The 20,670-nt window shown below is 70.7% G+C and carries 21 protein-coding genes; 12 read left to right on the forward strand and 9 right to left on the reverse strand.

Annotation, left to right across the window (positions count from 1 at the left end):
* Positions 1-19 precede the first annotated feature (19 nt).
* Entirely contained in the window at positions 20-439 is a 420-nt protein-coding gene (gene rnhA / locus ABD208_RS19245) for a ribonuclease HI (RefSeq protein ID WP_344106276.1), read from the reverse strand.
* Positions 440-709: 270 nt separating this feature from the next.
* Here rnhA and ABD208_RS19250 point away from each other — a divergent pair, with 270 nt between their 5' ends.
* Complete coding sequence (locus ABD208_RS19250; protein ID WP_344106165.1) at positions 710-1,564, forward strand: LLM class flavin-dependent oxidoreductase; 855 nt, start codon at positions 710-712, stop codon at positions 1,562-1,564.
* On the opposite strand, the gene ABD208_RS19255 is transcribed toward ABD208_RS19250, so the two are convergent.
* The 4 genes from ABD208_RS19255 to ABD208_RS19270 form a co-directional block, all read right to left on the reverse strand.
* Positions 1,565-2,098, reverse strand: coding sequence for a mycothiol transferase (locus ABD208_RS19255; RefSeq protein ID WP_344106167.1), 534 nt, complete (start codon positions 2,096-2,098; stop codon positions 1,565-1,567).
* Positions 2,098-2,673: a YbaK/EbsC family protein gene (locus tag ABD208_RS19260; protein ID WP_344106169.1), complete on the reverse strand. Its 576-nt coding sequence runs from the start codon at positions 2,671-2,673 to the stop codon at positions 2,098-2,100. Before ABD208_RS19260 ends, ABD208_RS19255 begins: the two co-directional genes overlap by 1 nt.
* Before the next feature lie 72 nt (positions 2,674-2,745).
* On the reverse strand, positions 2,746-3,477 hold the full coding sequence (locus ABD208_RS19265; protein WP_344106171.1) for a hypothetical protein: 732 nt from the start codon (positions 3,475-3,477) through the stop codon (positions 2,746-2,748).
* Between the two features lie 215 nt (positions 3,478-3,692).
* Positions 3,693-4,454 (reverse strand): helix-turn-helix domain-containing protein, encoded by a 762-nt coding sequence (locus ABD208_RS19270; protein ID WP_344106173.1) that lies wholly within the window; start codon positions 4,452-4,454, stop codon positions 3,693-3,695.
* Between the two features lie 125 nt (positions 4,455-4,579).
* On the opposite strand from ABD208_RS19270, the gene ABD208_RS19275 reads away from it, so the two are divergent.
* From ABD208_RS19275 to ABD208_RS19310, 8 genes are all read left to right on the forward strand, one after another.
* A complete protein-coding gene (locus tag ABD208_RS19275; RefSeq protein WP_344106175.1) occupies positions 4,580-5,512 on the forward strand; it encodes an AEC family transporter in 933 nt (310 codons plus the stop codon).
* Between the two features lie 88 nt (positions 5,513-5,600).
* Positions 5,601-5,876 carry an acylphosphatase gene (locus tag ABD208_RS19280; protein ID WP_344106177.1) on the forward strand — a complete coding sequence of 92 codons (276 nt, stop codon included), beginning with the start codon at positions 5,601-5,603 and terminating at the stop codon, positions 5,874-5,876.
* A 65-nt stretch (positions 5,877-5,941) separates the two neighbouring features.
* Complete coding sequence (locus tag ABD208_RS19285; RefSeq protein ID WP_344106179.1) at positions 5,942-6,841, forward strand: type IV toxin-antitoxin system AbiEi family antitoxin domain-containing protein; 900 nt, start codon at positions 5,942-5,944, stop codon at positions 6,839-6,841.
* Positions 6,838-7,617 carry a nucleotidyl transferase AbiEii/AbiGii toxin family protein gene (locus ABD208_RS19290; RefSeq protein WP_344106181.1) on the forward strand — a complete coding sequence of 260 codons (780 nt, stop codon included), beginning with the start codon at positions 6,838-6,840 and terminating at the stop codon, positions 7,615-7,617. The genes ABD208_RS19285 and ABD208_RS19290 overlap by 4 nt, the downstream gene beginning before the upstream one ends.
* Positions 7,618-7,740: 123 nt before the next feature.
* Positions 7,741-9,147 (forward strand): dihydrolipoyl dehydrogenase, encoded by a 1,407-nt coding sequence (gene lpdA, locus ABD208_RS19295; protein WP_344106183.1) that lies wholly within the window; start codon positions 7,741-7,743, stop codon positions 9,145-9,147.
* Between the two features lie 254 nt (positions 9,148-9,401).
* Positions 9,402-9,944 (forward strand): RNA polymerase sigma factor, encoded by a 543-nt coding sequence (locus ABD208_RS19300; protein ID WP_344106186.1) that lies wholly within the window; start codon positions 9,402-9,404, stop codon positions 9,942-9,944.
* Positions 9,941-10,435 (forward strand): hypothetical protein, encoded by a 495-nt coding sequence (locus ABD208_RS19305; RefSeq protein WP_344106188.1) that lies wholly within the window; start codon positions 9,941-9,943, stop codon positions 10,433-10,435. The genes ABD208_RS19300 and ABD208_RS19305 overlap by 4 nt, the downstream gene beginning before the upstream one ends.
* 139 nt (positions 10,436-10,574) lie before the next feature.
* Positions 10,575-11,309 (forward strand): hypothetical protein, encoded by a 735-nt coding sequence (locus ABD208_RS19310; protein WP_344106191.1) that lies wholly within the window; start codon positions 10,575-10,577, stop codon positions 11,307-11,309.
* Positions 11,310-11,560: 251 nt separating this feature from the next.
* Here the strand turns inward: ABD208_RS19310 and ABD208_RS19315 are convergent, their stop codons facing one another.
* The 3 genes from ABD208_RS19315 to ABD208_RS19325 form a co-directional block, all read right to left on the reverse strand.
* Positions 11,561-13,972, reverse strand: a complete 2,412-nt coding sequence (locus ABD208_RS19315) for an FtsX-like permease family protein (RefSeq protein ID WP_344106193.1) — start codon at positions 13,970-13,972, stop codon at positions 11,561-11,563.
* On the reverse strand, positions 13,972-14,670 hold the full coding sequence (locus ABD208_RS19320) for an ABC transporter ATP-binding protein (RefSeq protein WP_344106195.1): 699 nt from the start codon (positions 14,668-14,670) through the stop codon (positions 13,972-13,974). Before ABD208_RS19320 ends, ABD208_RS19315 begins: the two co-directional genes overlap by 1 nt.
* A 120-nt stretch (positions 14,671-14,790) precedes the next feature.
* Positions 14,791-15,477, reverse strand: coding sequence for a M15 family metallopeptidase (locus ABD208_RS19325; RefSeq protein ID WP_344106197.1), 687 nt, complete (start codon positions 15,475-15,477; stop codon positions 14,791-14,793).
* 204 nt (positions 15,478-15,681) lie between these two features.
* Here ABD208_RS19325 and ABD208_RS19330 point away from each other — a divergent pair, with 204 nt between their 5' ends.
* Positions 15,682-16,368 carry a response regulator transcription factor gene (locus tag ABD208_RS19330; RefSeq protein WP_344106200.1) on the forward strand — a complete coding sequence of 229 codons (687 nt, stop codon included), beginning with the start codon at positions 15,682-15,684 and terminating at the stop codon, positions 16,366-16,368.
* Positions 16,365-17,480, forward strand: coding sequence for a sensor histidine kinase (locus ABD208_RS19335; RefSeq protein ID WP_344106202.1), 1,116 nt, complete (start codon positions 16,365-16,367; stop codon positions 17,478-17,480). Before ABD208_RS19330 ends, ABD208_RS19335 begins: the two co-directional genes overlap by 4 nt.
* Positions 17,481-17,618: 138 nt before the next feature.
* Here ABD208_RS19335 and ABD208_RS19340 read toward each other — a convergent pair whose 3' ends face one another.
* Complete coding sequence (locus ABD208_RS19340; RefSeq protein WP_344106204.1) at positions 17,619-19,802, reverse strand: TerD family protein; 2,184 nt, start codon at positions 19,800-19,802, stop codon at positions 17,619-17,621.
* Positions 19,803-19,896: 94 nt separating this feature from the next.
* Here ABD208_RS19340 and ABD208_RS19345 point away from each other — a divergent pair, with 94 nt between their 5' ends.
* On the forward strand, positions 19,897-20,649 hold the full coding sequence (locus ABD208_RS19345; RefSeq protein WP_344106206.1) for a DUF2625 family protein: 753 nt from the start codon (positions 19,897-19,899) through the stop codon (positions 20,647-20,649).
* Positions 20,650-20,670: the final 21 nt, after the last annotated feature.

The raw sequence follows: 20,670 nt of genomic DNA on the forward strand, positions 1-20,670 counted from the left end.
CCGGCCTGACGGACCCTCGTCAGCGCACCGAGTCGACGCCCTTGTTCGCAAGGGCGTCGGCTTTCTCGTTCCCCGGGTCGCCGGCGTGGCCCTTGACCCACACCCAGCGCACCTCGTGCCGCGCGACCTCGGCGTCCAGGGCCTGCCACAGGTCGACGTTCTTGACCGGCTTCTTGGCGGCCGTCTGCCAGCCGTTGCGCTTCCAGCCCGCGATCCAGGTCTTCATCCCGTTCATGACGTAGGACGAGTCGACGTGGATCGTCACGTCGCTGGGCCCCTTGAGCGCGCGCAGCGCCTCGACGACCGCGGTGAGCTCCATGCGGTTGTTGGTGGTGGCCTTCTCGCCCCCGAAGATCTCCTTCTCGTGCGTCCCGGAGCGCAGCAGCGCCCCCCAGCCGCCGATCCCGGGGTTCCCCTTGCAGGCGCCGTCGGTCCACATCTGGACGGTGGGACGGGCGGTGGTGGTCTCAGGGCTGGTCACGGGGATCGACGATACCCGTGCCGGCATCATGCTGACATTCCTCGGCCCTCACCCTCCGCGGAGCCCTGCGTCACGTCGGTGTTCATGCTGACCTTCCTGGTGCTCGGCTGCGGGCGAGCGCCTCGTTCCTCGGCCCTCACCCTCCGCCGAGCCCTGCGTCATGTCAGTGTCCCGGCGTAGCGTGGCGGTCGTCAGAGGACGCAGGTACGACGACGAAGGCGAGGCACCATGAAGTTCGGGTTCATCGGAAGCTTTGGCACGCCGGAGCAGCACGTCACGCTCGCGCGCGAGTGCGAGGCGCACGGCTGGGACGGGTTCTTCACCTGGGACGCGATCAGCATGGGCGCATTCGGGCCCACCTGGGACCCGTTCTCGGTGCTCTCGGCGGTCGCCGTGGTGACGGAGCGGATCACGCTCGGCGCGATGGTCTTCGCGCCGCCGCGGCACCGCCCGTGGGAGTTCGCGCAGCGGGCGCTCACGGTGGACCACCTGTCCGGCGGACGGCTCGTCCTGCCGGTCGGCGTCGGCGTGCTGGACGACGGCGGCTTCGCCTCGGTCCCCGGGCAGCCGACGAGCCTGAAGGAGCGGGCACAGCTGCTCGACGACGTCCTGACGTACCTCGACGAGTCCTGGAAGGGCGCGCCGTTCGAGTTCCGCGGCAAGCAGATCGAGGCGGGCGAGATGGTCTTCCCGTCGCCGCCCGTGAACGGCCGGATCCCGGTGTGGCCGGTCGGAGTGTGGGACGCGGAGCGCCCGCCGGTGAAGAACCTGGAGCGCACCCTGCGCTGGGACGGCATCGTCACCCAGAACCGGGGCACGGTACAGGAGCCCGGGCCGGACTCGGTCGCCTCGCTCACCGGGTGGCTGCACGCCCAGGAGGCTTGGACGGCCCGCGACGCGGGCCGCCCGTTCGACGTCGTCGCGCAGGGCAAGCTGCCCGACGACCGCGAGAAGGCCGCCGACCAGGCCCGCGCCATGGCGGCGGCGGGCGCCACCTGGTGGGTCGACTCCTGGTGGGACCCGGCGACGACCACCCCGGAAGACCTCCTCCGCAAGGTCAGGCTGGGCCCGCCGCAGATCTGATCACTCCCCGGCGGCTCCGTCGGAGAGCTCGCGGGCGATGTCGAGGTGACCGGCGTGGCGGGCGTACTCCTGCAGCACATGGAAGCAGATCCACAGCAGCGTGGGCGGGGTGCCGGCGGTGAAGCGCCCGCCGCGCGCGCCCCGCTCGTCGAGCGCGTGCTCCGCGAGGATCTCCGACGTCCGGGTACCACCGTCGTGCAGTGCGGCGAGGAGTTCGTCGAGCAGCGCGCCGGGCTCGGCGTCGTCTGCGACGTGCCACCGGCCGTGCGGATCCTCCGCCTCGTGATCGCCCCACGGCGCGTCGACCGGTTCGGCGAGGAAGCCCCAGCGGAACCAGCGGCGTTCCATGTGCACGAGGTGGGTCAGCATCTCCAGCGGCGTCCAGCCGGAGGGCAGGCGGGAGGTTCGCAGCTCGTCGTCGGACAACCCGCGCAGCTTGCGTTCGACGGCCCCGCGGTAGTAGTCGAGGTAGGCCGCGAACTGCGCCGCGGGGTCGGCGGAGTCGAGCTGCGGTTCCCGCTCGGAGAGCGGCATCAGCGCTCGATCCCCAGGTCCTCGACGACCTCCACCCGCGGCGCCGCGCACAGCAGCGGCCCGGGTACGAGGAGCTTCGAGCGGCGCACGCCGCTCCCCATCAGCGCGAGCGATCCCGCCTCCATGAACCGTGAGTCGACGAGCACCCGCCACCCCTCGGGCAGCCCGATCGGCGTGATCCCGCCGTACTCCATGCCCGACTCGGCGACGGCCCGGTCCTGCGCCATGAACGACGCCTTGCGCACGTCGAGCAGCTTCCGCACCCGCTTGTTCACGTCCGCGAACGTCGAGGCGGGCACGACGACGCCGGCCACCCGCTCGTCCTCGCCCCGCTTCCCGGCCACCACCACGCAGTTCGCCGAGGCCCCGGGCGGCAGCCCGTGCAGCTCGTTGAGCGTCGCGGTATCGGCATGCCCGGGATCGATCTCGGTCACGGCCACGGCCGCCGCGACCTCGGGTTCGCTCTCGGCCCAGGCCCGCAGCGCGGCCTCGACCGGCCCGGCCAGCAACCCGGGATGCTCCAGCGCCGGCTCCCACACCAGATCCCCGAGCCGGGGAAGGGTCTTCTCGCTCATGCCTCCATCCTGCCCGATCGCGAGGTTGCCATCCGCGGCATGGCCCAGGGCCGCCGGCCGTCGCCGACAGATTCAGCCGAGGAATGCCCCCGCCCAGCGGTCGATCACGGTGTCGATGTCATCCGGTGTGAGATCTGGTTCCAGCGCGTCGATCGCCAGCGCTGCGAGTTCGTTGCTCGTGACGAGCATCTCGACATGGGAGAGCCCGGTGATGACCGCATCCCCCCATGTCGGGTCAGCAGTCTCGGCCTCGAACGTGGAACGGACGTCACGGCCGTTGCTCGTGGCCAGAAGCCGCCAGAGATCGCCGGCGTCCTTGGCCAGGACGCGGTTCCGCCCGGTGGCGTCACGATCGATGATGCGTTCCGCGAGCTTGTAGGCCTTGGCGCAGATCAAACCCGCGTGTCCCGCGACGTACGCCGGGCGGACCGAACCCGTCTCGAAATCCTCGAACGCTTCAAGGCTCCGGTCCAGGACTGCCAGCTCGATTCCAGGTGCGGTCCGGGAAGCGACCTTGCCGTGGTGGTTCAGCAGGCGCGGCGAACGCCGGCCGCCTCCGGAGATCGAGGTCGGAACGATCAGGTCCACTTCGCCTTCCGGGATCCCGTTGTCGGAGATCCCGGTCGCCCACAGGCCGGGCTGGGCCGCGTACTTCTGCCGCGCGCCTTCGAACCGCTCGGCCTCGAGTTCTCCGAGGGGCCGGAATCCGGCGCCACGCATGGCGTCGACGAGGAGCGGGGAATCGGCGACAAGGCTTGGCGTCAGGGACAGGTCGCCGTCCTTCGTCGTCGTCGACGGGACCACGAGAGACTTGGTGCGCTCGTGCACGGCGTGTGATCCGATCACGGTGACGGCGTCACTGTGATCCGACAGTGCGTCCAGCGCGCGGCAGAGCGACTTCCGGCTGGTGATCAGGCTTGTGTGCGGCGTGAGGTAAGGGTTTTTCGCCGCAGCTGGTGACGGGTGCGCGTACGGCTGCTCCGCAGGGGACTCAGCCAGTACACGCGGTCGTCCGGAGGTCATGTGGTCTCCACGAGGGTGTCGATGATCATGTCGGCTTGCTCGGGCATCCGCTGCACACCCCCGAGGCAATCCATGACCACCTGCCACGCGTCGGCGTACCACGTTCCGTCCGAGTCCATCCAGCGGCCGATCTCGCTGTAGCCGTCGAACTGGACCAGCGACATTAACGGGCCTCGCTCATCCGGTCCACGCGGAGCAATTCCGATTGCTCTTCGAGATGCGTAAATGTCATCGACGTAGAAAACTGGCCAGGTTTCGTCTGCCCAATCGACGATCCGGTTCGCCGCGGCGTCACCAGTGCGAGCCCATTCGATGCCGTTCTCAGTGAGTTTGTCCTGAAGGTTCTCCCAGCCTTCGGCCAGTACGAAGTCCGTGCGCCACGGGCGGGCCACGAGCCGTGCCGAGCGCGCAGCTCGATACAGCAGCTTCCTGAGATCGGTCGGCTTCTGGTTACTGTCCAGCAGACCGAGCCTCGTCCACCGGTCCAGCCACTCGTCGGCATCGTCCGGACGGACGCCGAACTGCGGATCGATGAGCCAGCGGGCGGTCCCGATCGCCGATGCTCGCGAGATCCGCTGGAGGTTGGCGTCGAGGTCGACGGCGCGAAGCATCCGGACCGCGATGCCGAAGCTGGGTTCACGTTCACCGTTCTCGAACCGGGTGACGGTCGACGTCGCGACATCGGCGAGCGCGGCGACATCGCGCGCCGAGAGCTGGGCTGCGATTCGCGCGCGCTGGAACTGCTTGCCGATGTCCATGGCTCCACCATTCCAGGGGTGTTGCCAATTGGCAACACCCCTGGAAGAGGGCCTGTTGCCACGTGGCAACGGCGTCGTCTGAGACGCGCCGTCGTACCCTGCGCCGGAGGGAATACGGTTACCCCGTGCACGACGTCCTCCTCGGGTTCACCACCATCGCCGCCGTGATCGCTGTCGGGTACCTGCTCGCGGCCGTCAAGCTGCTCGACGCCGGCGCGCAGACCGTCCTGACCCGGCTCTCGTTCTTCGTGGCGAGCCCGTGCCTGCTGTTCGTGGTGATGTCCGAGACCGAGGTCGCCGGGTTCCTCTCGAAGAACCTCCTCGCGACGGCCGCCGGGGTCGCGGCCGCGGCGATCCCGTACGTCCTGGTCGCCGTGCTGGTCCAGCGTCGTCGGCCCGACGAGATCGCCATCGGCACGATGTGCGCCTCCTACTGCAACGCCGGCAACCTCGGCCTGCCCGTCGCCGCCTACGTGCTCGGCGACGCCGCGCTCATCGCCCCGATGCTCCTGCTGCAGCTCGGCCTCCTCCAGCCGATCGCCCTGATGATCCTCGACGCCGGCCGCGAGGGCGTGCAGCGCAGCCGCTCCGAGGCGTTCTGGCGCGCCGTCCGCCTCCCGTTCACGAACCCGCTGACGGTCGCCACGCTGCTCGGCCTGCTGGTGTCGGTCACCGGATGGCGCCCGCCGGCCTTCGTCCTCGAACCCGTCGACCTCATCGGCGGCCTCGCCGTCCCCGGCGTCCTGATCGCCTACGGCGTCTCGCTCCGCCTCGGTCCGCTGCCCGGCCGCGGCGTGCCGCCGCTCGAACTCGGCTTCGTCACCTTCCTCAAGCTCGTGGTCCAGCCGCTCGGCGCCTGGACCGCGGGCCGCCTGCTCGGGATCGACGACGTCGCCCTGGTGGCGCTCGCGGTGACCGCCGCCCTCCCGAGCGCGCAGAACATCTTCGTCCACGCCACGCGTTTCAACCGGGCGACCCTCCTGGCGCGTGACGCCATCTTCGTCACCACTCTCGGCTCGGTCCCGGCGATCACGGTCATCACGCTCCTGGTGGCGTAGCGCGGCGGGCGCCGTCGGCGGAGCGGGAATCAGGGACGGTTCCGCGCCATCCAGCCGACGGACGAACCATGGTGAATATCCTGGCGGGATGGTCCAGCGAATTCGGGTGACGGTGCGCGGGCGGGTGCAGGGCGTCGGCTTCCGGGCCACCGCGGCGCGCGCCGCGCAGCGCCTGCCGGTCGCGGGTTTCGTGCGCAACGCGCCCGACGGTTCGGTCGAGGCGGAGGTCGAAGGCGATCCGGACGCGGTCGAGGCGATGCTCGCCGTCCTGCGCGAGGGGCCGACGGCGGCCGTGGTGACCTCGGCGGAGGTCGTGGACCTGGAACCGAGCGGCGAGGAGACGGACTTCCGCGTCACACGTTGAGCATCGACGAGCACCACCCTGGCGGTTTGACCGGCTCACCGGCAACCAGCCCGCGGGCTCGCTCCATGTGGCAGAACGTTACGGATTCCGTGACGTTCTGCCACATCGAGCTTCGCTCCATGTGGCAAAGTGTCACGGAATCCGTAACACTTTGCCACATGGAGCGAAGCGAGGAACGGTTGGATGCGGCTGAGCTCGCGGACAGGATGCTGGCTCGAGGAGTGTCGTCGTTGACCACCGAGCGGGCTGCGGCGCTCTTGGGTGTGCCCCCGGGGCAGGTGCGGAATCGCCTCAACGCTCCGATGCGCCGGGGCGCATGGGTGCATCCCTTGAACAGCTTGTGGGTTCCGGTTCCGCCCGAGTTCCGGGACTGGGGCGCGCCGCCGGGGATCGAGATCGTTGATCTCCTGATGAGGCATCTCGGGGTGGAGTACTACGTCGGCTGGTTGGCGGCCGCCGAGATCTACGGAGCCGCGCACCATGCGCCGCAGGTGTTCCAGGTCGCGGTCTCGCGTCGAGTGCGCGACCTCGACGTCGGGCGAACCTCGTTCAAGTTCATGACCCGTTCTCGCTGCGGCGGGCTGCCCACGCGCCAGTGGCGAACACGTGCCGGCGCGGCACGGGTTGCCACCCCCGAACTGACGCTCCTCGACGTGGCGACCGACGTCTCGGCGGTCGGTGGCCTGAACAACGCGGCGAACGTCATCGTGGAACTTGCCGAAGCTGAACCCTTCAGTGTCGCAGATCTAGCGAATTTAGTCGAAATGTTTCCTGTAGCTACCTTTCGGCGTGCAGGATGGATTTTGGAGACTTACGGTGAGGGTATTCATCTGGATGAATTGGCGGACATCGCGCTTCGTGGCCCGCACTCACTCTCCAGACTCGACCCCTCACGCAGCCTCAGTGGACCTGTCGATGCCCGTTGGCGGCTGCGTCTCAACGCAACCGTGGAGCCTGACCTGTGATCTCGACCAACCACATCGCGGCCTGGGCGGCCTCCCACCCCTGGCCGACCCAGCAGCAGGTAGAGCAGGACCTGCTCTTGTCTCGCGCGATCTGTGCCATCGCCGACGACCCCTACCTCGGCGAGGAGCTCACCTTCCGAGGCGGAACGGCGTTCCACAAGCTCCACGTGGACACGCCCTACCGATACAGCGAGGATCTCGACTACGTCCGGTCCTCGGCCGGAGGGATCGCGCAGCTCACGCGTACTCTCACCGAACTCGGTGCATCCCTCGACTTCAGCGTCAAGACGAAGATCAGCAAGTACCCCAAGGTGTACTGGCGGACGACGGCCGCGAACGGCGTGCCCATCCGGATCAAGATCGAGGTCAACACTCACGAGCGTTCACCCGCGCTGTCGCCGGTCCGCATCCACCACGCGGTCGTCTCCGACTGGTGGTCGGGCAAGTCCGCGGTCAAGACGTTCGACGTCGCCGAACTCGTCGCCACGAAGATCCGTGCCCTCTACCAGCGTTCCAAGGGTCGTGACCTCTTCGACCTCTGGCTCGCGCTCACGTCGGTCGGCGTGGAAGCGGACAAGATCCTTGCGGCGTTCGAGCCCTATCGTCCCGAAGGGCTGACCGCCAAGCTGGCCGTCGCGAACCTGCGGGAGAAGGTCGCCGACGGCACGTTCCGCGCGGACCTCGGCCCGTTGGTCACGGCGATGCCCACGGCGTACTCGATCGAGTCGGCTGCGGAGACGGTGATCGATCAGCTGCTCGACCATCTCGACGCCTGATCGGTGCTGGGGTCACCTTCCAGGTGGACGTCACCACGACCGTCGTCGTCGGGCAGCTGTACGGCCGGGTTCATGACGGAAGTCACGCCACGGCATCGGCGTGCAGACCATAGGCTGGGGCCCATGGCTTCCCATTACGACGTCGTCCTCCTCGGGGCCGGTCCCGGCGGCTATGTCGCCGCCATCCGCGCGGCCCAGCTCGGTAAGTCCGTGGCCGTCATCGAGGAGAAGTACTGGGGTGGTGTCTGCCTCAACGTGGGCTGCATCCCCTCCAAGGCGCTCCTGCGGAACGCGGAGCTGGCGCACATCTTCACGCACGAGAAGGACCTGTTCGGGATGTCGGGCGAGGTGTCGTTCGACTTCGGCAAGGCGTTCGACCGCTCGCGCGTGGTCGCGGACGGCCGCACCAAGGGCGTCCACTTCCTCATGAAGAAGAACAAGATCACCGAGTACGACGGCCGCGGGTCGTTCGTGGACGCGAACACCATCGACATCGCGCTCAACTCGGGCGGCACGGAGCGCGTCACCTTCGACAACGCGATCATCGCGACCGGGTCGAAGGTGCGCCTGCTGCCGGGCGTCGAGCTCAGCGACAACGTCGTCACCTATGAGCAGCAGATCCTCACGCGGGAGCTGCCGGGCTCGATCGCGATCGTCGGCGCGGGCGCCATCGGCATGGAGTTCGCGTACGTCCTGAAGAACTACGGCGTGGACGTCACGATCATCGAGTTCCTCGACCGCGCGCTGCCGAACGAGGACGCGGAGGTCTCCAAGGAGATCGCCAAGGCGTACAAGAAGCTCGGCGTGAACATCCTGACGTCGACGGCCGTGCAGACCGTCACCGACAAGGGGGCCGACGGCGTCCACGTGGCCTTCAAGGGCGTCAAGGACGAGAAGCCGGGCGAGATCACGGTCGACAAGGTGCTCATGGCGGTCGGCTTCGCGCCGAACGTCGAGGGCTTCGGCCTGGAGAACTCCGGCGTGGCGCTCACGGACCGCGGCGCGATCGCCATCGACGACCACATGCGCACCAACGTGCCGCACATCTACGCGATCGGTGACGTCACCGCGAAGCTCATGCTCGCGCACGTGGCCGAGGCGCAGGGTGTCGTCGCGGCCGAGACGATCGGCGGCGCCGAGACCCAGACGCTGGGCGACTACCGGATGATGCCGCGCGCGACGTTCTGCTCCCCGCAGGTCGCATCGTTCGGGCTCACCGAGCAGCAGGCGAAGGACGAGGGCTACGAGGTCAAGGTCGCCAAGTTCCCGTTCATGGCCAACGGCAAGGCGCACGGCCTGGGCGACACCCAGGGCTTCGTCAAGATCGTGTCGGACGCCAAGTACAACGAGCTGCTCGGCGCGCACATGATTGGCCCGGACGTGTCCGAGATGCTGCCGGAGCTGACGCTGGCCCAGAAGTGGGACCTCACGGCCGACGAGGTGGCGCGGAACGTGCACACCCACCCGACGCTGTCGGAGGCCGTGCAGGAGTCGATCCACGGGCTCGCCGGCCACATGATCAACCTGTGATCGGCCGGTTGGCCGCCTGACGGCGGCCGGCCTGGCGAGAGGCCCGGATCCGCGGAATCCCGCGGACCCGGGCCTCTTTCGTATGCGGTGCGCAGGGGAGTCTGAGGATGCGGTAGGCCGGGAAGTGCCAATCTCGTGGTGCGGGTATGGCACGACGGCGGGCGCCGCGGCGTCCCGATGTAGCGGGCGGGTGGGCGGCGCTGTCGTGAACCTCGTTGCCCCTGCGTGCGACTGCACAGGGGAGAGGAGGCGAGATGAGCGATGAGTTGCTGGTGGTCCGGGCCCAGCTGGGTAACCGGGCCGCGCTGGAGGCGCTGGTGGCCCGGTGGCAGGGGCCGGTGTGGTCGTACGTGCGTCGCATGCTGGACGCCGAGCGCGCCGACGACGTGGCGCAGGAGGCGTGGGTCGCCGTCGTGCGAGCGCTGCCCCGGCTGCGCGAGCCTGACCGGTTTGCCCCGTGGTTGTTCACGATCGTGCGGCGATCGGCGCTGAACCGCCTGCGGGGCCAGTACGCCGACCGGCACGACCTGATCGGCGACTTCGCGACCGAGCTCGACCGGTCCGGCGTTGCGTGTGATCCCGTCGACGGCCTGGTGGATCGGGCGGAGATGGTCGCCCGCCTCGCGGGGCTGCCGTTGCCGGAGCGCGAGGTCCTGGTGCTGCACTACCTCGAGGACCTGTCGGTGCAGGACTGTGCGGAGGTCTGCGGGGTTCCAGCCGGGACCGTGAAGTCACGACTGAGCCGTGCGCGCCGCATGCTGCGCGAGCACGTGGAGAAGGAGGGTGAGCGGACATGACGGACGAGGAACCTCTGGTCACGCCATCGGAGCTGGTCGCCGGGCTCGACCGCACGCTGTCGGTGCGGGCTCGCGTCCGTGCGGTTGCGGCCCTGGTTCTGGGCCTGGCCGGTGCGGTGTTCATCGGGGCGCTGTGGTGGACGGAGCCCGGCCGGTTGCCGGTGCTGACCCAGGTGACGTTCGGCCTGTGCGCCGTGTTCTGCCTGGCCTGGGCCGGGTACGGCACCTGGCTGCTGCGGTCGCGGGTCCCGCTGTTCGCCACAGACCGCGTGGTGGCGGCATGGATCAGCCTGGCGGCCTCGGGGCTGGTCGGTGCCGTGCTGGTCGCGATGGTCGTCCGGCGCGGATCGGGACCCTGGGGCGCGGTCGCCGTGGCGGCGGCGTTCGTGGCTGTTGCGATCGTGCTGGTCGTGCGTGCGCACGCCCGGCGCGCGGCTCTGCTGGGACGCGAGCGCGAGCTTGCGGTGCGCGTGCCGGACGACGGCGCGTAATAGCCTTTGCGTTCGCAACCAGTCGGACTTCAGGCGTTCCGCGACGGTGTGATCGGTCAAGGCGCCGCCACGCAGGAGGATGAGCGATAGTGCACCCGATCCCCACGGTCATCGACGACGCTCACCAGCGGGAGCGCCGGTGACCAGTGACATTTTCGACCTCGCCACCGAGGTCGCCGAAGCCGCAAGGGATCGTGCGTCAGCGTTGCGGTTCGTCGTCCGGTTCGCCGAGTGCTGGCTCGGCGAACCGCTGGACGTCACATCCGGGGCGCTTGGCGGCCAGATGGACGCACGGGAGGCAGATCTTGGCGTTCGACTGCCACCCGCGGTGCGTGAGTTCCACGGGCTTGTCGGGCGGCGCCACGACCTTTTCAGCAACCAGGACGTGTTGCTGTCCATCGTCCAGCGGCAGGTGTACATCGACGAGGGCGCACTGATCGTTCGACACGAGAACCAGGGTTCCTGCCGGTGGGGCATCCTCCTGGGAGACCTGGAGGAGGACGACCCGCCCGTCGTCGTGCTGGCTGACCTCGCGGACAAGGCCCATGAGCGGTGGGAGCCGTGGACCGGCACCTTCTCCGCGGCGGCGAGCCAATGGCTTGTCTACGAATCGTGCATGCGTCCCGGGCTCGGCGATCTCGCCACGGAATTCGAACGACCTGAGGACCTTGCCGAGCTCACCGCTCGCGGCAGGCCGCTGAGCATCTCCCCGTTTCCAACGGGGCACCTGAGCGTCCGGACCGAGGCGCGGTGGCTACAGATCGATGACGTGATCGTGCTGGCCGACGAGACGACGATCCTGATCAGCGCACGGACTCAGGAGGCAGCCGACATGTTTCGTCGCCGCTACCCGGCGGACTGGCTCGACGAGTAGCGACGGCGGTTGTCGTCCGGCCAGGTCCCAGGCGGGCAGTACCTTCTCAGCCATCTCGAACGGTTGACCACGTTCTTCGTTGACGCGGCTGAGGCAGGCGAGGGAATTCTCGTCTGGATCGATTGATCGATGCAGCGCCGATCGGTCAAGACCCGCCGTGGCGCGTGGTCGACCCGTCGGCCGAACGAGGCGAGCGACGGCGCCAGGCCGAAGGGGCCCGGCGCCGTCGCCCTACGTGACGGGTGCTGCGCTCAGTCCTGCGACAGACCTGCCGCCGGTGCGACGCGGGCCGCGCCGCGGGCGGGTACGGCGGCGGCGAGCAGGCCCGCCAGGGCGGTCGCGAGCACGACGACGGCGAGCTGCCACCACGCCACCCGCATCGTGCTGCCGTGCACGAGCGCCGTCCGTACGAACGTCTCGTAGCCCACCCACGCGAACGTGATCCCCAGCGCCGTCCCCAGCAGGGCCGCCACCACGGCGAGCAGCATTCCCTCGGTCGCGAGCATGCGGTGCAGCTGCCGCCGGGTCAGGCCGAGCGCCCGGAGCAGGGCGTGCTCGCGGGTACGTTCGAGGACCGACAGCCCCAGCGTGTTCATGATCCCGATCAGGGCGATCACCACCGAGATCCCGAGCAGCCCCAGCGTGAGCCAGGTGAGGGAGGCGATCTGCTGTTCGTCGGCGGCCTCGGCCTGCAGCCCGTCGGCGATCTCGGCCCCCGACCGGGCCGCCAGCGTGTCCAGCTCGTCGACCAGGGCGACAGGATCGGCGTCGGCGGCGGCACGGACCCAGACCGCGCGGGAGCGGACGACCGCACCGAGCTCCGCGAGCGTCTCCGGCGCGACCATCGCAGCCGCTCCCCACCCCTTGAGGTCGGCGTCGTCCACGGTCAGCCGGGTCATGCGGTCCCCGACCCGGACCGAGACGACCCGACCGGCCAGCTCGCTCGCCACCGGCCCGTGCGCACCAGGATCGAGCCGGATCGTTCCCGGCTCCACCTCCGCGAAGGCGCCGCCGTCGCGGGCGACGTCGGCCGCGTCGGGTGCCGTCAGGATCAGCAGCGGCCCCTTGATCTCCTGGATCTCGCCCACGACTCCGTCGACGGCGATCGCCGCCGCGGCGCCGTCCGCCCCCTGCGCCTGCTCCAGGACCGCCGGGCCCAACGGCCGTCCGGCCGAGCTGATCGCCACGTCGAGGGGATGCACCGTGCCGTGGTTGAGGTCGACCGAGGCGCGCGTCGTCTCCAGCCCGGTGAGCACCGCCGTCGTCAGGGTGACGCCGACCAGCAGGGACGCCGTCGTCGTCGCGGTGCGGTGCGGGTTGCGGGCCGCGTTCGTGGTCGCGAGGCGCCCGGCCGGGCCGAGCAGCCGGCCGGCCACCCGAACGAGGAACGGCATGAGCACCGGCCCGGCCAGCATCACCCCGGCGAACGCCGCTCCGCCGCCGGCCAGCAGCATCACGATGCTGTCCCGCGAGGCCGCGGCGACGAGCAGCCCGCCGCCGCCCGCCACCAGGATCACGGCGGGCACAAGCCGACGTCGCCCCGCCCCGCCGTGCGCCCCGCCGGCACCGGCCGGCCGCAACGCCGCCAGCGGGCTCACCCGGACCGTGCGCCGGGTCGGCAGCCAGGACGCGACCAGCGTCACGCCGATCCCCGCGGCCAGGCCGCCGATCAGCCACGTCCACGACGGCGCCGCGTACGCCAGCGGCATCTCCGGGGCGAGCGCGCCGATCACGGCGACCAGCCCGTACCCGAGCCCGATCCCCAGGACGACCCCGGCCAGCGAAGCGACCGACCCGACCAGCAGCGCCTCGCGGCGCACGGCCCCGGCCACCTGCCCGCGCGTCGCCCCCACGCAGCGCAGCAGCGCCAGCTCCCGCTGCCGGCGGCCGAGCAGGATCCCGAAGGTGTTCGCGATCACCAGGACCGACACGAACGCGGCCACCCCGGCGAACACCAGCAGCACCGCGGTCACCGTGTCCACGTTCCCGGTGTGCTTCGCCAGGACCGTGGCCAGCAGTTCGTCCGGGTCCATCACCCGGGCGCCGTCGGGCAGCCTGCCGGCGTCGCCGGTCACGGCGACCGGGCTGATCGTGAGACTCGGGTCGTCCCGCCAGGTCAGGAACTGCTCGAACGTCACGTACAGCGACGCCTGCCCGGCGGGCGACGGCGAGTCGACGACGCCCACCACCCGCACCGTCGCGACCGCGTCCACCTTCCCGACCCGTACGGTGTCGCCGACGGCGATCTCCCGTTCGTTCGCGGCCCACACGTCGACGACGGCCTCGTCGGCCGCCTTCGGGAAGCGCCCCTCCCGCAGCGGCTGCCAGCGCAGCGGCCCGGCGCCGGCCAGCGGCGCGACCGAGACGGCGGGGAATCGCTCCCCGTCCGCGCCCTCCAGGGACAGCATCGCCCGGCCGGTCCAGGCGGCGTCGTCGGCCCCACGTGACTCGACGTAGCCGAGCGCGGCGGCGCCGTCGAGGTGCGTGACCAGGTGGTCGGCCCCCCGGAACGCCGCACCCGCACCGTCCAGCAGGCCGGCCCGCCAGCCGGTCGTCAGGACGCCGATCACCACGACGAACGCCGCCGCGACCGCGACCGAGATCCCGGCGGCCACGTACCGGCGGGCATACACCCGCAACGACGCGCGGAACACGGTTCGCATCAGGCGATCCGCCCGTCCGCCAGGGTCACCACGTCGTCCGCGAACGCGGCCGCGTCCGGCTCGTGCGTGACCATCACCACCGTCTGCCCCAGCTCGTCCACCGACCGGCGCAGCTGCTCCAGCACCTCCTGCGAGGTCGCGGAGTCGAGGTTCCCCGTCGGCTCGTCGGCGAACAGCAGGTCCGGCTCCGTGATCAGCGCCCGCGCGATGGCGACGCGCTGCTGCTGGCCGCCGGACAGTTCCGCGGGCCGGTGGCCGAGCCGGTCCGCCACGCCGAGCGTCTCGGCCAGCAGCCGCGCCCGCTCGGTCACGGCCGGCTCGACCCGGCGGCCGGCCAGTTCGTACGGCAGCACGATGTTCTGCTCCGCGGTCAGCATCGGCAGGAGGTTGTACGCCTGGAACACGAAGCCGATGTGCTCGCGGCGGAAGACGGTCAGGGCGTCGTCGTCCAGCGTGCCGAGGCCGGTGCCGCCGACGGTGATCGTGCCCGCGTCGGCCTGTTCCAGCCCGGCCAGGCAGTGCATCAGCGTCGACTTGCCCGAACCGCTCGGGCCCATGATCGCGGTGAACCGGCCGCGCGGCAGGTCCAGGTCGACGCCGCGCAGGGCGTGCACCCGGGCGTCGCCCCTGCCGTAGGTCTTGGTCAGGCCGCGGGCGGCGGCGGCCAGGGTGGTCCGGGGCGGTGAGGTGGTCGTCATGTGAGGGTCTTCCGGTAGGTCCTTCGGGATCGGGGTGCAGTCCACGTCATGACCCGTTGCGCGGGCGTATGCGGAATCCGATACGCCGGCGATACCTGCCGGCGCCTAGGCTCGTGCCGGTCACGGCTGCATCCTCGGGTCCTCGCCGGCGTCGGCGTACATCTCCGGGCACCCGTCGCTCGTGGCCTCCGGCCGGAGCTCGTAGTGCCAGGGCTCGTTGGCGTATGTCTGGCACAGCCCGTAGGCGGCGCCGTGCGCGGCGAGCCACGCCTGGGCCGCCGCCGGGCCGAGATCGACGGCGTCGCCCGAGACGTGCTGCGACGTCTCGGACGTGGCGGCCCACCGGGCGGCCTCCTCCTCGGAGCCGTACCGCGCGACGGCGTCGGCGAACAGCCGGTCCTGGAGCGCGGCCGACCGCCAGCCGCTGGTGACGTCGAACGTCATCCCGGAGTCGGTCGCGGCGGTCCGCAGCGCGTCGAGCAGGGCGGGGTCGAGGCGAGCCACCGAGGGGACGTCGTCGTCGAACACCGTGGTGCCGTCCGGGACGACGCCGTCCGCGACCGTCAGCCCGTCGGGCGTCACGCGCTCGCCCTCGTCGGAGCGCGGGAGCCGGTCGGCGGACGCGCCGTCCTTCCTCCCGCCGGGGTGCGGGCCGGGCGGGCCGAGGCCCGCCTTCTGCCGGACGGTGGTCGCCGACGACGCCGAGGCGGGCGAGGACCCGGCCGCGGCGTCCGGGACGTCCTGTGCCCCGGTCAGCGCGAGCGCCCACGCCCCGAGGGCGCCGGCGGCGAGGCCGGTCAGGAGCATGACGAGGGGACGTCCCGGCGGACGCGGGCGGCCGGCGTGGCCGGGTGTGTGGTCGCGGCCGGGCCCGGGGCGGGTGCGACCGCCCACCGCGGATGGCGAGGAAGGTCTGCTGAACATGCCGCCAGCCAAGGCGCCGCGGCGTTGCCGCTCCGTATGCGCTTTTCGATACGACGGCGATATACCCGCCGCTCGTACCATCGGAAGGTGCGCGTGCTGATCCTCGAGGACGAACCCGACCTGGCCGGCGCCGTTCGCGACGGCCTGCGGCTCGAGGCGATCGCGGCCGACGTCGCCGGGGACGGGGACGCCGCGCTGGAGCTGCTCGCGGTCAACGACTACGACATCGCCGTACTCGACCGCGATGTCCCGGGCCCCTCCGGGGACGAGGTCGCGCGCCGGATCGTCGCGGGCGGCAGCGGCATGCCGATCATCATGCTCACCGCCGCGGACCGGCTCGACGAGAAGGAGTCCGGGTTCGAGCTCGGTGTCGACGACTACCTCACCAAGCCGTTCGCCCTGCGCGAGCTGGTGCTGCGGCTGAGGGCGCTCGACCGCCGCCGGGCGCACAACCGGCCGCCCGTCCGGGAGATCGCGGGCCTCCGGCTGGATCCGTTCCGTCGCGAGGTGTACCGCGACGGCCGGTACGTGGCGCTCACCCGGAAGCAGTTCGCCGTGCTGGAGGTGCTCGTCGGGGCCGACGGCGGCGTCGTCAGCGCCGAGGAGCTGCTGGAACGGGCGTGGGACGAGAACGCCGACCCGTTCACCAACGCCGTGCGGATCACCGTCTCGGCGTTGCGCAAGCGGCTCGGCGAACCGTGGGCGATCGCCACGGTGCCCGGCGTCGGCTACCGCATCGACGACTCGGGAGCCGGGCGGGGGAGCGCGGGGTGAACAGGCGATCCGGGCTGAGCGTGCGGTGGAAGCTCACGCTCAGCTACACGGGGTTCCTGATGCTGGCCGGAGCGCTGGTGCTCGGGATCACGTGGCTCTTCCTGCTGCGGTTCATCCCGCCGCTCTCGCTGGGCGGCATGCTCGAGGGAGCGTTCGACCCGCGGTTGTACGTCGGGGGAGCCGGGCCGCGGGTGTTCATCCCGGCCGCCGTCCTGGTGATGCTGTTCCTGCTGGTGTTCGGCCTGGTCGGCGGGTGGATCCTGGCCGGTCGCATGCTGGCTCCCCTGGATCGGGTCACGCGGGCGACGCGGGTCGCCGCGGCCGGGTCCCTGTCGCACCGGATCGCGCTGCCCGGCCGCCGGGACGAGTTCCGGGAACTGGCCGACGCGTTCGACGCCATGCTCGCCCGGCTCGAGGCGCACGTCGGCGAGCAGCAGCGGTTCGCCGCCAACGCCTCCCACGAGCTGCGTACCCCGCTGGCGATCACCCGGACGCTGCTCGACGTCGCGCGCCGCGACCCGGACCGGGACGTCGACGCGCTCCTGGACCGGCTGCAGGCCGTGAACACCCGGGCCGTCGACCTCACCGAGGCGCTGCTGCTGCTCGGCCGGGCGGAGCAGAGGTCGTTCACGCCCGAGTACGTCGACCTGTCCCTCCTGGTCGAGGAGGCGATCGAGACGTTCCTGCCGCTCGCGGAGTCGCGCGCGATCTCGATCGAGACGTCCGGGGACGACACCACCCAGGTGGCCGGTTCGCGCGCCCTGCTGCTGCAGCTGGTGACCAACCTGGTGCACAACGCCGTCGTGCACAACCTGCCCCACGGCGGGACCGTGCGGGTCACGACCCGCACCGCGTCCGGGATCGCGGCCCTGACCGTCGAGAACTCCGGCCGGGAGCTGACGCGGGAGCGGCTGGCGGTGCTCGCCGAGCCGTTCCAGCGCGGCGCGGAACGCACGCGCAGCGACCATGCCGGAGCGGGCCTGGGACTGGCGATCGTCCGCAGCATCACCACCGCGCACAACGGAAGGCTGGCGCTCGCCCCCCGCCCCGCCGGCGGGCTGCGCGTCACGATCTGGCTCCCGGCCCGGTCGTCGCCGGCCCCGGGGTCCTGAATCGCCGGCCCGGCGGCTGTGCGGTGCCATCGTGTGACGGAGGTGCTGCGCGTCGGAGGCGAGGAGAGCGTTGCCGCTATTTCAGAGAGGTGAGGAGAAGGAAGCGGCATCATAGCCTCGCCGTGGGACAGCGTATCGTCAGGCGGGGACGAGATCCGCGAGATTTTGCGGGGTCACGAGGCCGCATCCCGCCGGAAGATGCTCCGGCGCTTCCATTCCGATGAACAGCGTCGCGTCGTCGGTCACGGAGGGCCGGCCCTGGTCCACGGTCGCCCCGTTGGCCTCGTGCAGTCCCAGGAGGTCGGCGACGGTCAGGTACGTTCTGCCCCGGATGCTCTGCACCAGCTGGGCCGTGGTCGCCGAGTTGTTCTCGACGGTGTTGAATGCGGGGTTCCCTCGGAGGTTGAGGTGAAGCCAGATGGCTTCCCAGCCGTTGCCGGTCTCCTGGAACAGCATCGGCAGGGAGACCCTGCCGTGTCCGGTCAGGTCGGACTTGGCGCGGACGGTCGCGGGTTCGAACGGCAGTCCCTTCTGGGCGGGCGTACGGATCATGTAGCCCGTGAACGCCTCGGCCGCGGTGTCGAAGTTCTCACCCGAGTACACGTTGATCTGGGGAACGAGCACATCGGCGGGGATCTCGAGGAGATCCACGTCGATGAACTCCGAGGCGCCGTCGGGCGCATCGGTGATGTCGCCGGAGTGGCGGTAGCCCTTCCCGGTCAGACTCGTCCATGACGAGTGCCCGGTCGTGAAGAGATCGGCGTCGAGCATCTGGCAGGACAGGTCGTAGTCCGTCCTGCGGCTGGTCTGGCGCCAGTAAGCGAAGAAGCGCAGCGTCTCGCCGCCGACGGCGGTGCGCGATCCCCGAGGAAGTGTGCCGAATCCACCCGCCTTCATGCGGCCGGACAGCGGAAGAGCCGTACGGAGCATGCCGGGATCCACCACGATCCGGCGGTGCCCGGCGAGGCGGCGCCGGACCTCCTGGTCGCACATCCCGATCAGTTCGGCGGCGGATGAGGCGTCAAGCGGCATGCGTGTATCCGCGGTGGACCACGGACGTCCCAGCTTGTTCACGAAGAGACGCGGCCACACGTCCGATTCCCGGTTCATCAGGTGCTCGCGCAGCGACAGGACCACGCGCCCGGCGACGTCGGGCAACGTCCCTTCGACGGCCGCCACGACTGCCGCACGGTCCGCTCCGGACCCCGCGGTTCGCAGCAGACGGTCCACGGTGCGCACCAGCGCACCCGGCGCGACGGCGAGCGTGTCAAGGACACGCCTCGTGTCCGACGTCGCGAAGGCCTGTTCGACGCGTGCCGGCAGCGTGTCCGGCGCCGGTTCGGAACCGCGGGCGACGGCGAACACCCGGGCAGCGTGCGGCCACTGCGGGTACTGGCCGGCGTGCAGCCGCTCGCCGAGCCGCTTCCACTGCTCACGGTGGCGTACGACGTCGGACAGTTTCAGCTCGTCAGCATGCACGACGCCGTTCAGCGCCGCCAGCATCAGCCTTCGCCACGACCTCGGGAACGAACGGAAGCGTGTCGGCTCCGTCAAGGTGGGATCGCCGTCCGACAGCGCGCACGCGAGCCGCAGCACGTCGGTCACCGTCGCCACGCGCGGTGGGACCAGGTGCTCCACGCGCACTCGGTTGACCGTCGCCAACGACTCCCGCATCGAGATCTCGTCGAGTGCCGGGCCGCCGCCGTCGGCCGAGATGTCGTAGCGGAAACGGGCCAGATGGAGCAGCGCGGTCCGGTCCTCGTCGTTGAGCGGGACGGTACTCCCCGTGAGCCGGTGAAGCAGCAGGTCCGCCTCGGATTCCACGGGGCCTCCGGCGTGCAGGACCGTCATGCGCTCCGTGAGGCCGGACTCGAACCTCTCGTGCTCTGCCAGCAACTCGTCGTACGAGTGCTGGTACCGGCCGTAGGAAGGCAGCGCCAGGAGGTTCAGCAGTCCTGACCGCCGTGGGCTCGCGCCCGAGTCCGCGAGCTTCGGGTCCTGCATCGCCTGGCGCAGGCACGACTCCCAGAACTCAAGGGTGGCCGGCACGTCCTTCGGGAAGGACTTGAAGTACACGTTGTGCTGGACATGGTCCCCGACGATCCGCCGGACCGCGGCCAGCGTCGTCACCGCCAGGTTCATGGCATCGTGCGGATCCATCGCACCGACCGCTCGCAGCAGGGCGGCCGAGGCCTTGAAACCGACGGACATCAACGACACGTCGAGCTGGCGGGCCACCTTCGTCGCATCACCCGGCCGCGAGGCAGGGACCGGTACCCGACCTGCCTTGCCGATGATGATCTCTTCTGCGCTCACGAACACGGGTCGCATCCTGCCACCGCGACGGCAGCAGTCCGTCGGGTTTTTCACGGGTGCAGCCCGGTGCCGAGGCGGGCGGCAGGTCTACGATCTGGTGGTGCGACTGTTCGAGAACCTGGCTTCCACGCGGCGACCTGCGTGGCCCGAACTGCAGTCGCTCGTCAGCGGCGCGTCGGTGACCGTGGAGGTTCTCGCGCCCGACGCCGCGACCGCGCGTCGTACGCTCGAACAGCTTCAGGTCACGACGTCGTCGTACCTCGGCGCGGTCGTGGTGCACACCGGCGGTCTCCTGATCGACCACGGCTGGTTGCGCGTCTACGGGAGTCCGTCGTCCGGCGACGCGGACCGCCTGATCGGTCTGGCGGCGGTGAACGGGTTCCCGGCGTCACCCGAGCCCTCCTGGTTCCCGGGGCACGGGCTCGTCGTCGCGCACGACGTCCTCGGCGGCACCTTCGTGCTCAACGGACACGACCCCGAGGCAGCGGGAAGGCCCGGGAAACCGGGCGAGATGATCTACCTCGCACCCGACACCCTGCAGTGGGAGCCCCTTGACGTGGGCCACGCGGCCTGGCTCGCGTGGGCCCTCGGCGGCGGCCTGGAGGATTTTACGGAAGGGCTGCGCTGGCACGGCTGGGAGGCCGAGACCCGAGAGCTCGGCGGCGGCCGGGGGCTGAACGTCTTCCCGCCGCTCTGGTCCAGGCAGGCCCACGAGGACCTGGATGCCACCAGCCGCCGCGACGTCCCGATGGCGGAGCTCGTCGAGATGGCTCGATCGGCCGCCGCTCAGATCGACGGCGTCGACGTCGGGCCGCTGGGATCGTTCGAAGGTCACACGGCCGATCCACGGTGACGCCCGGGCCTCGGCGCCCGT

The sequence above is a fragment of the Myceligenerans crystallogenes genome, assembly GCF_039529775.1.
Lineage (GTDB): Bacteria > Actinomycetota > Actinomycetes > Actinomycetales > Cellulomonadaceae > Myceligenerans > Myceligenerans crystallogenes.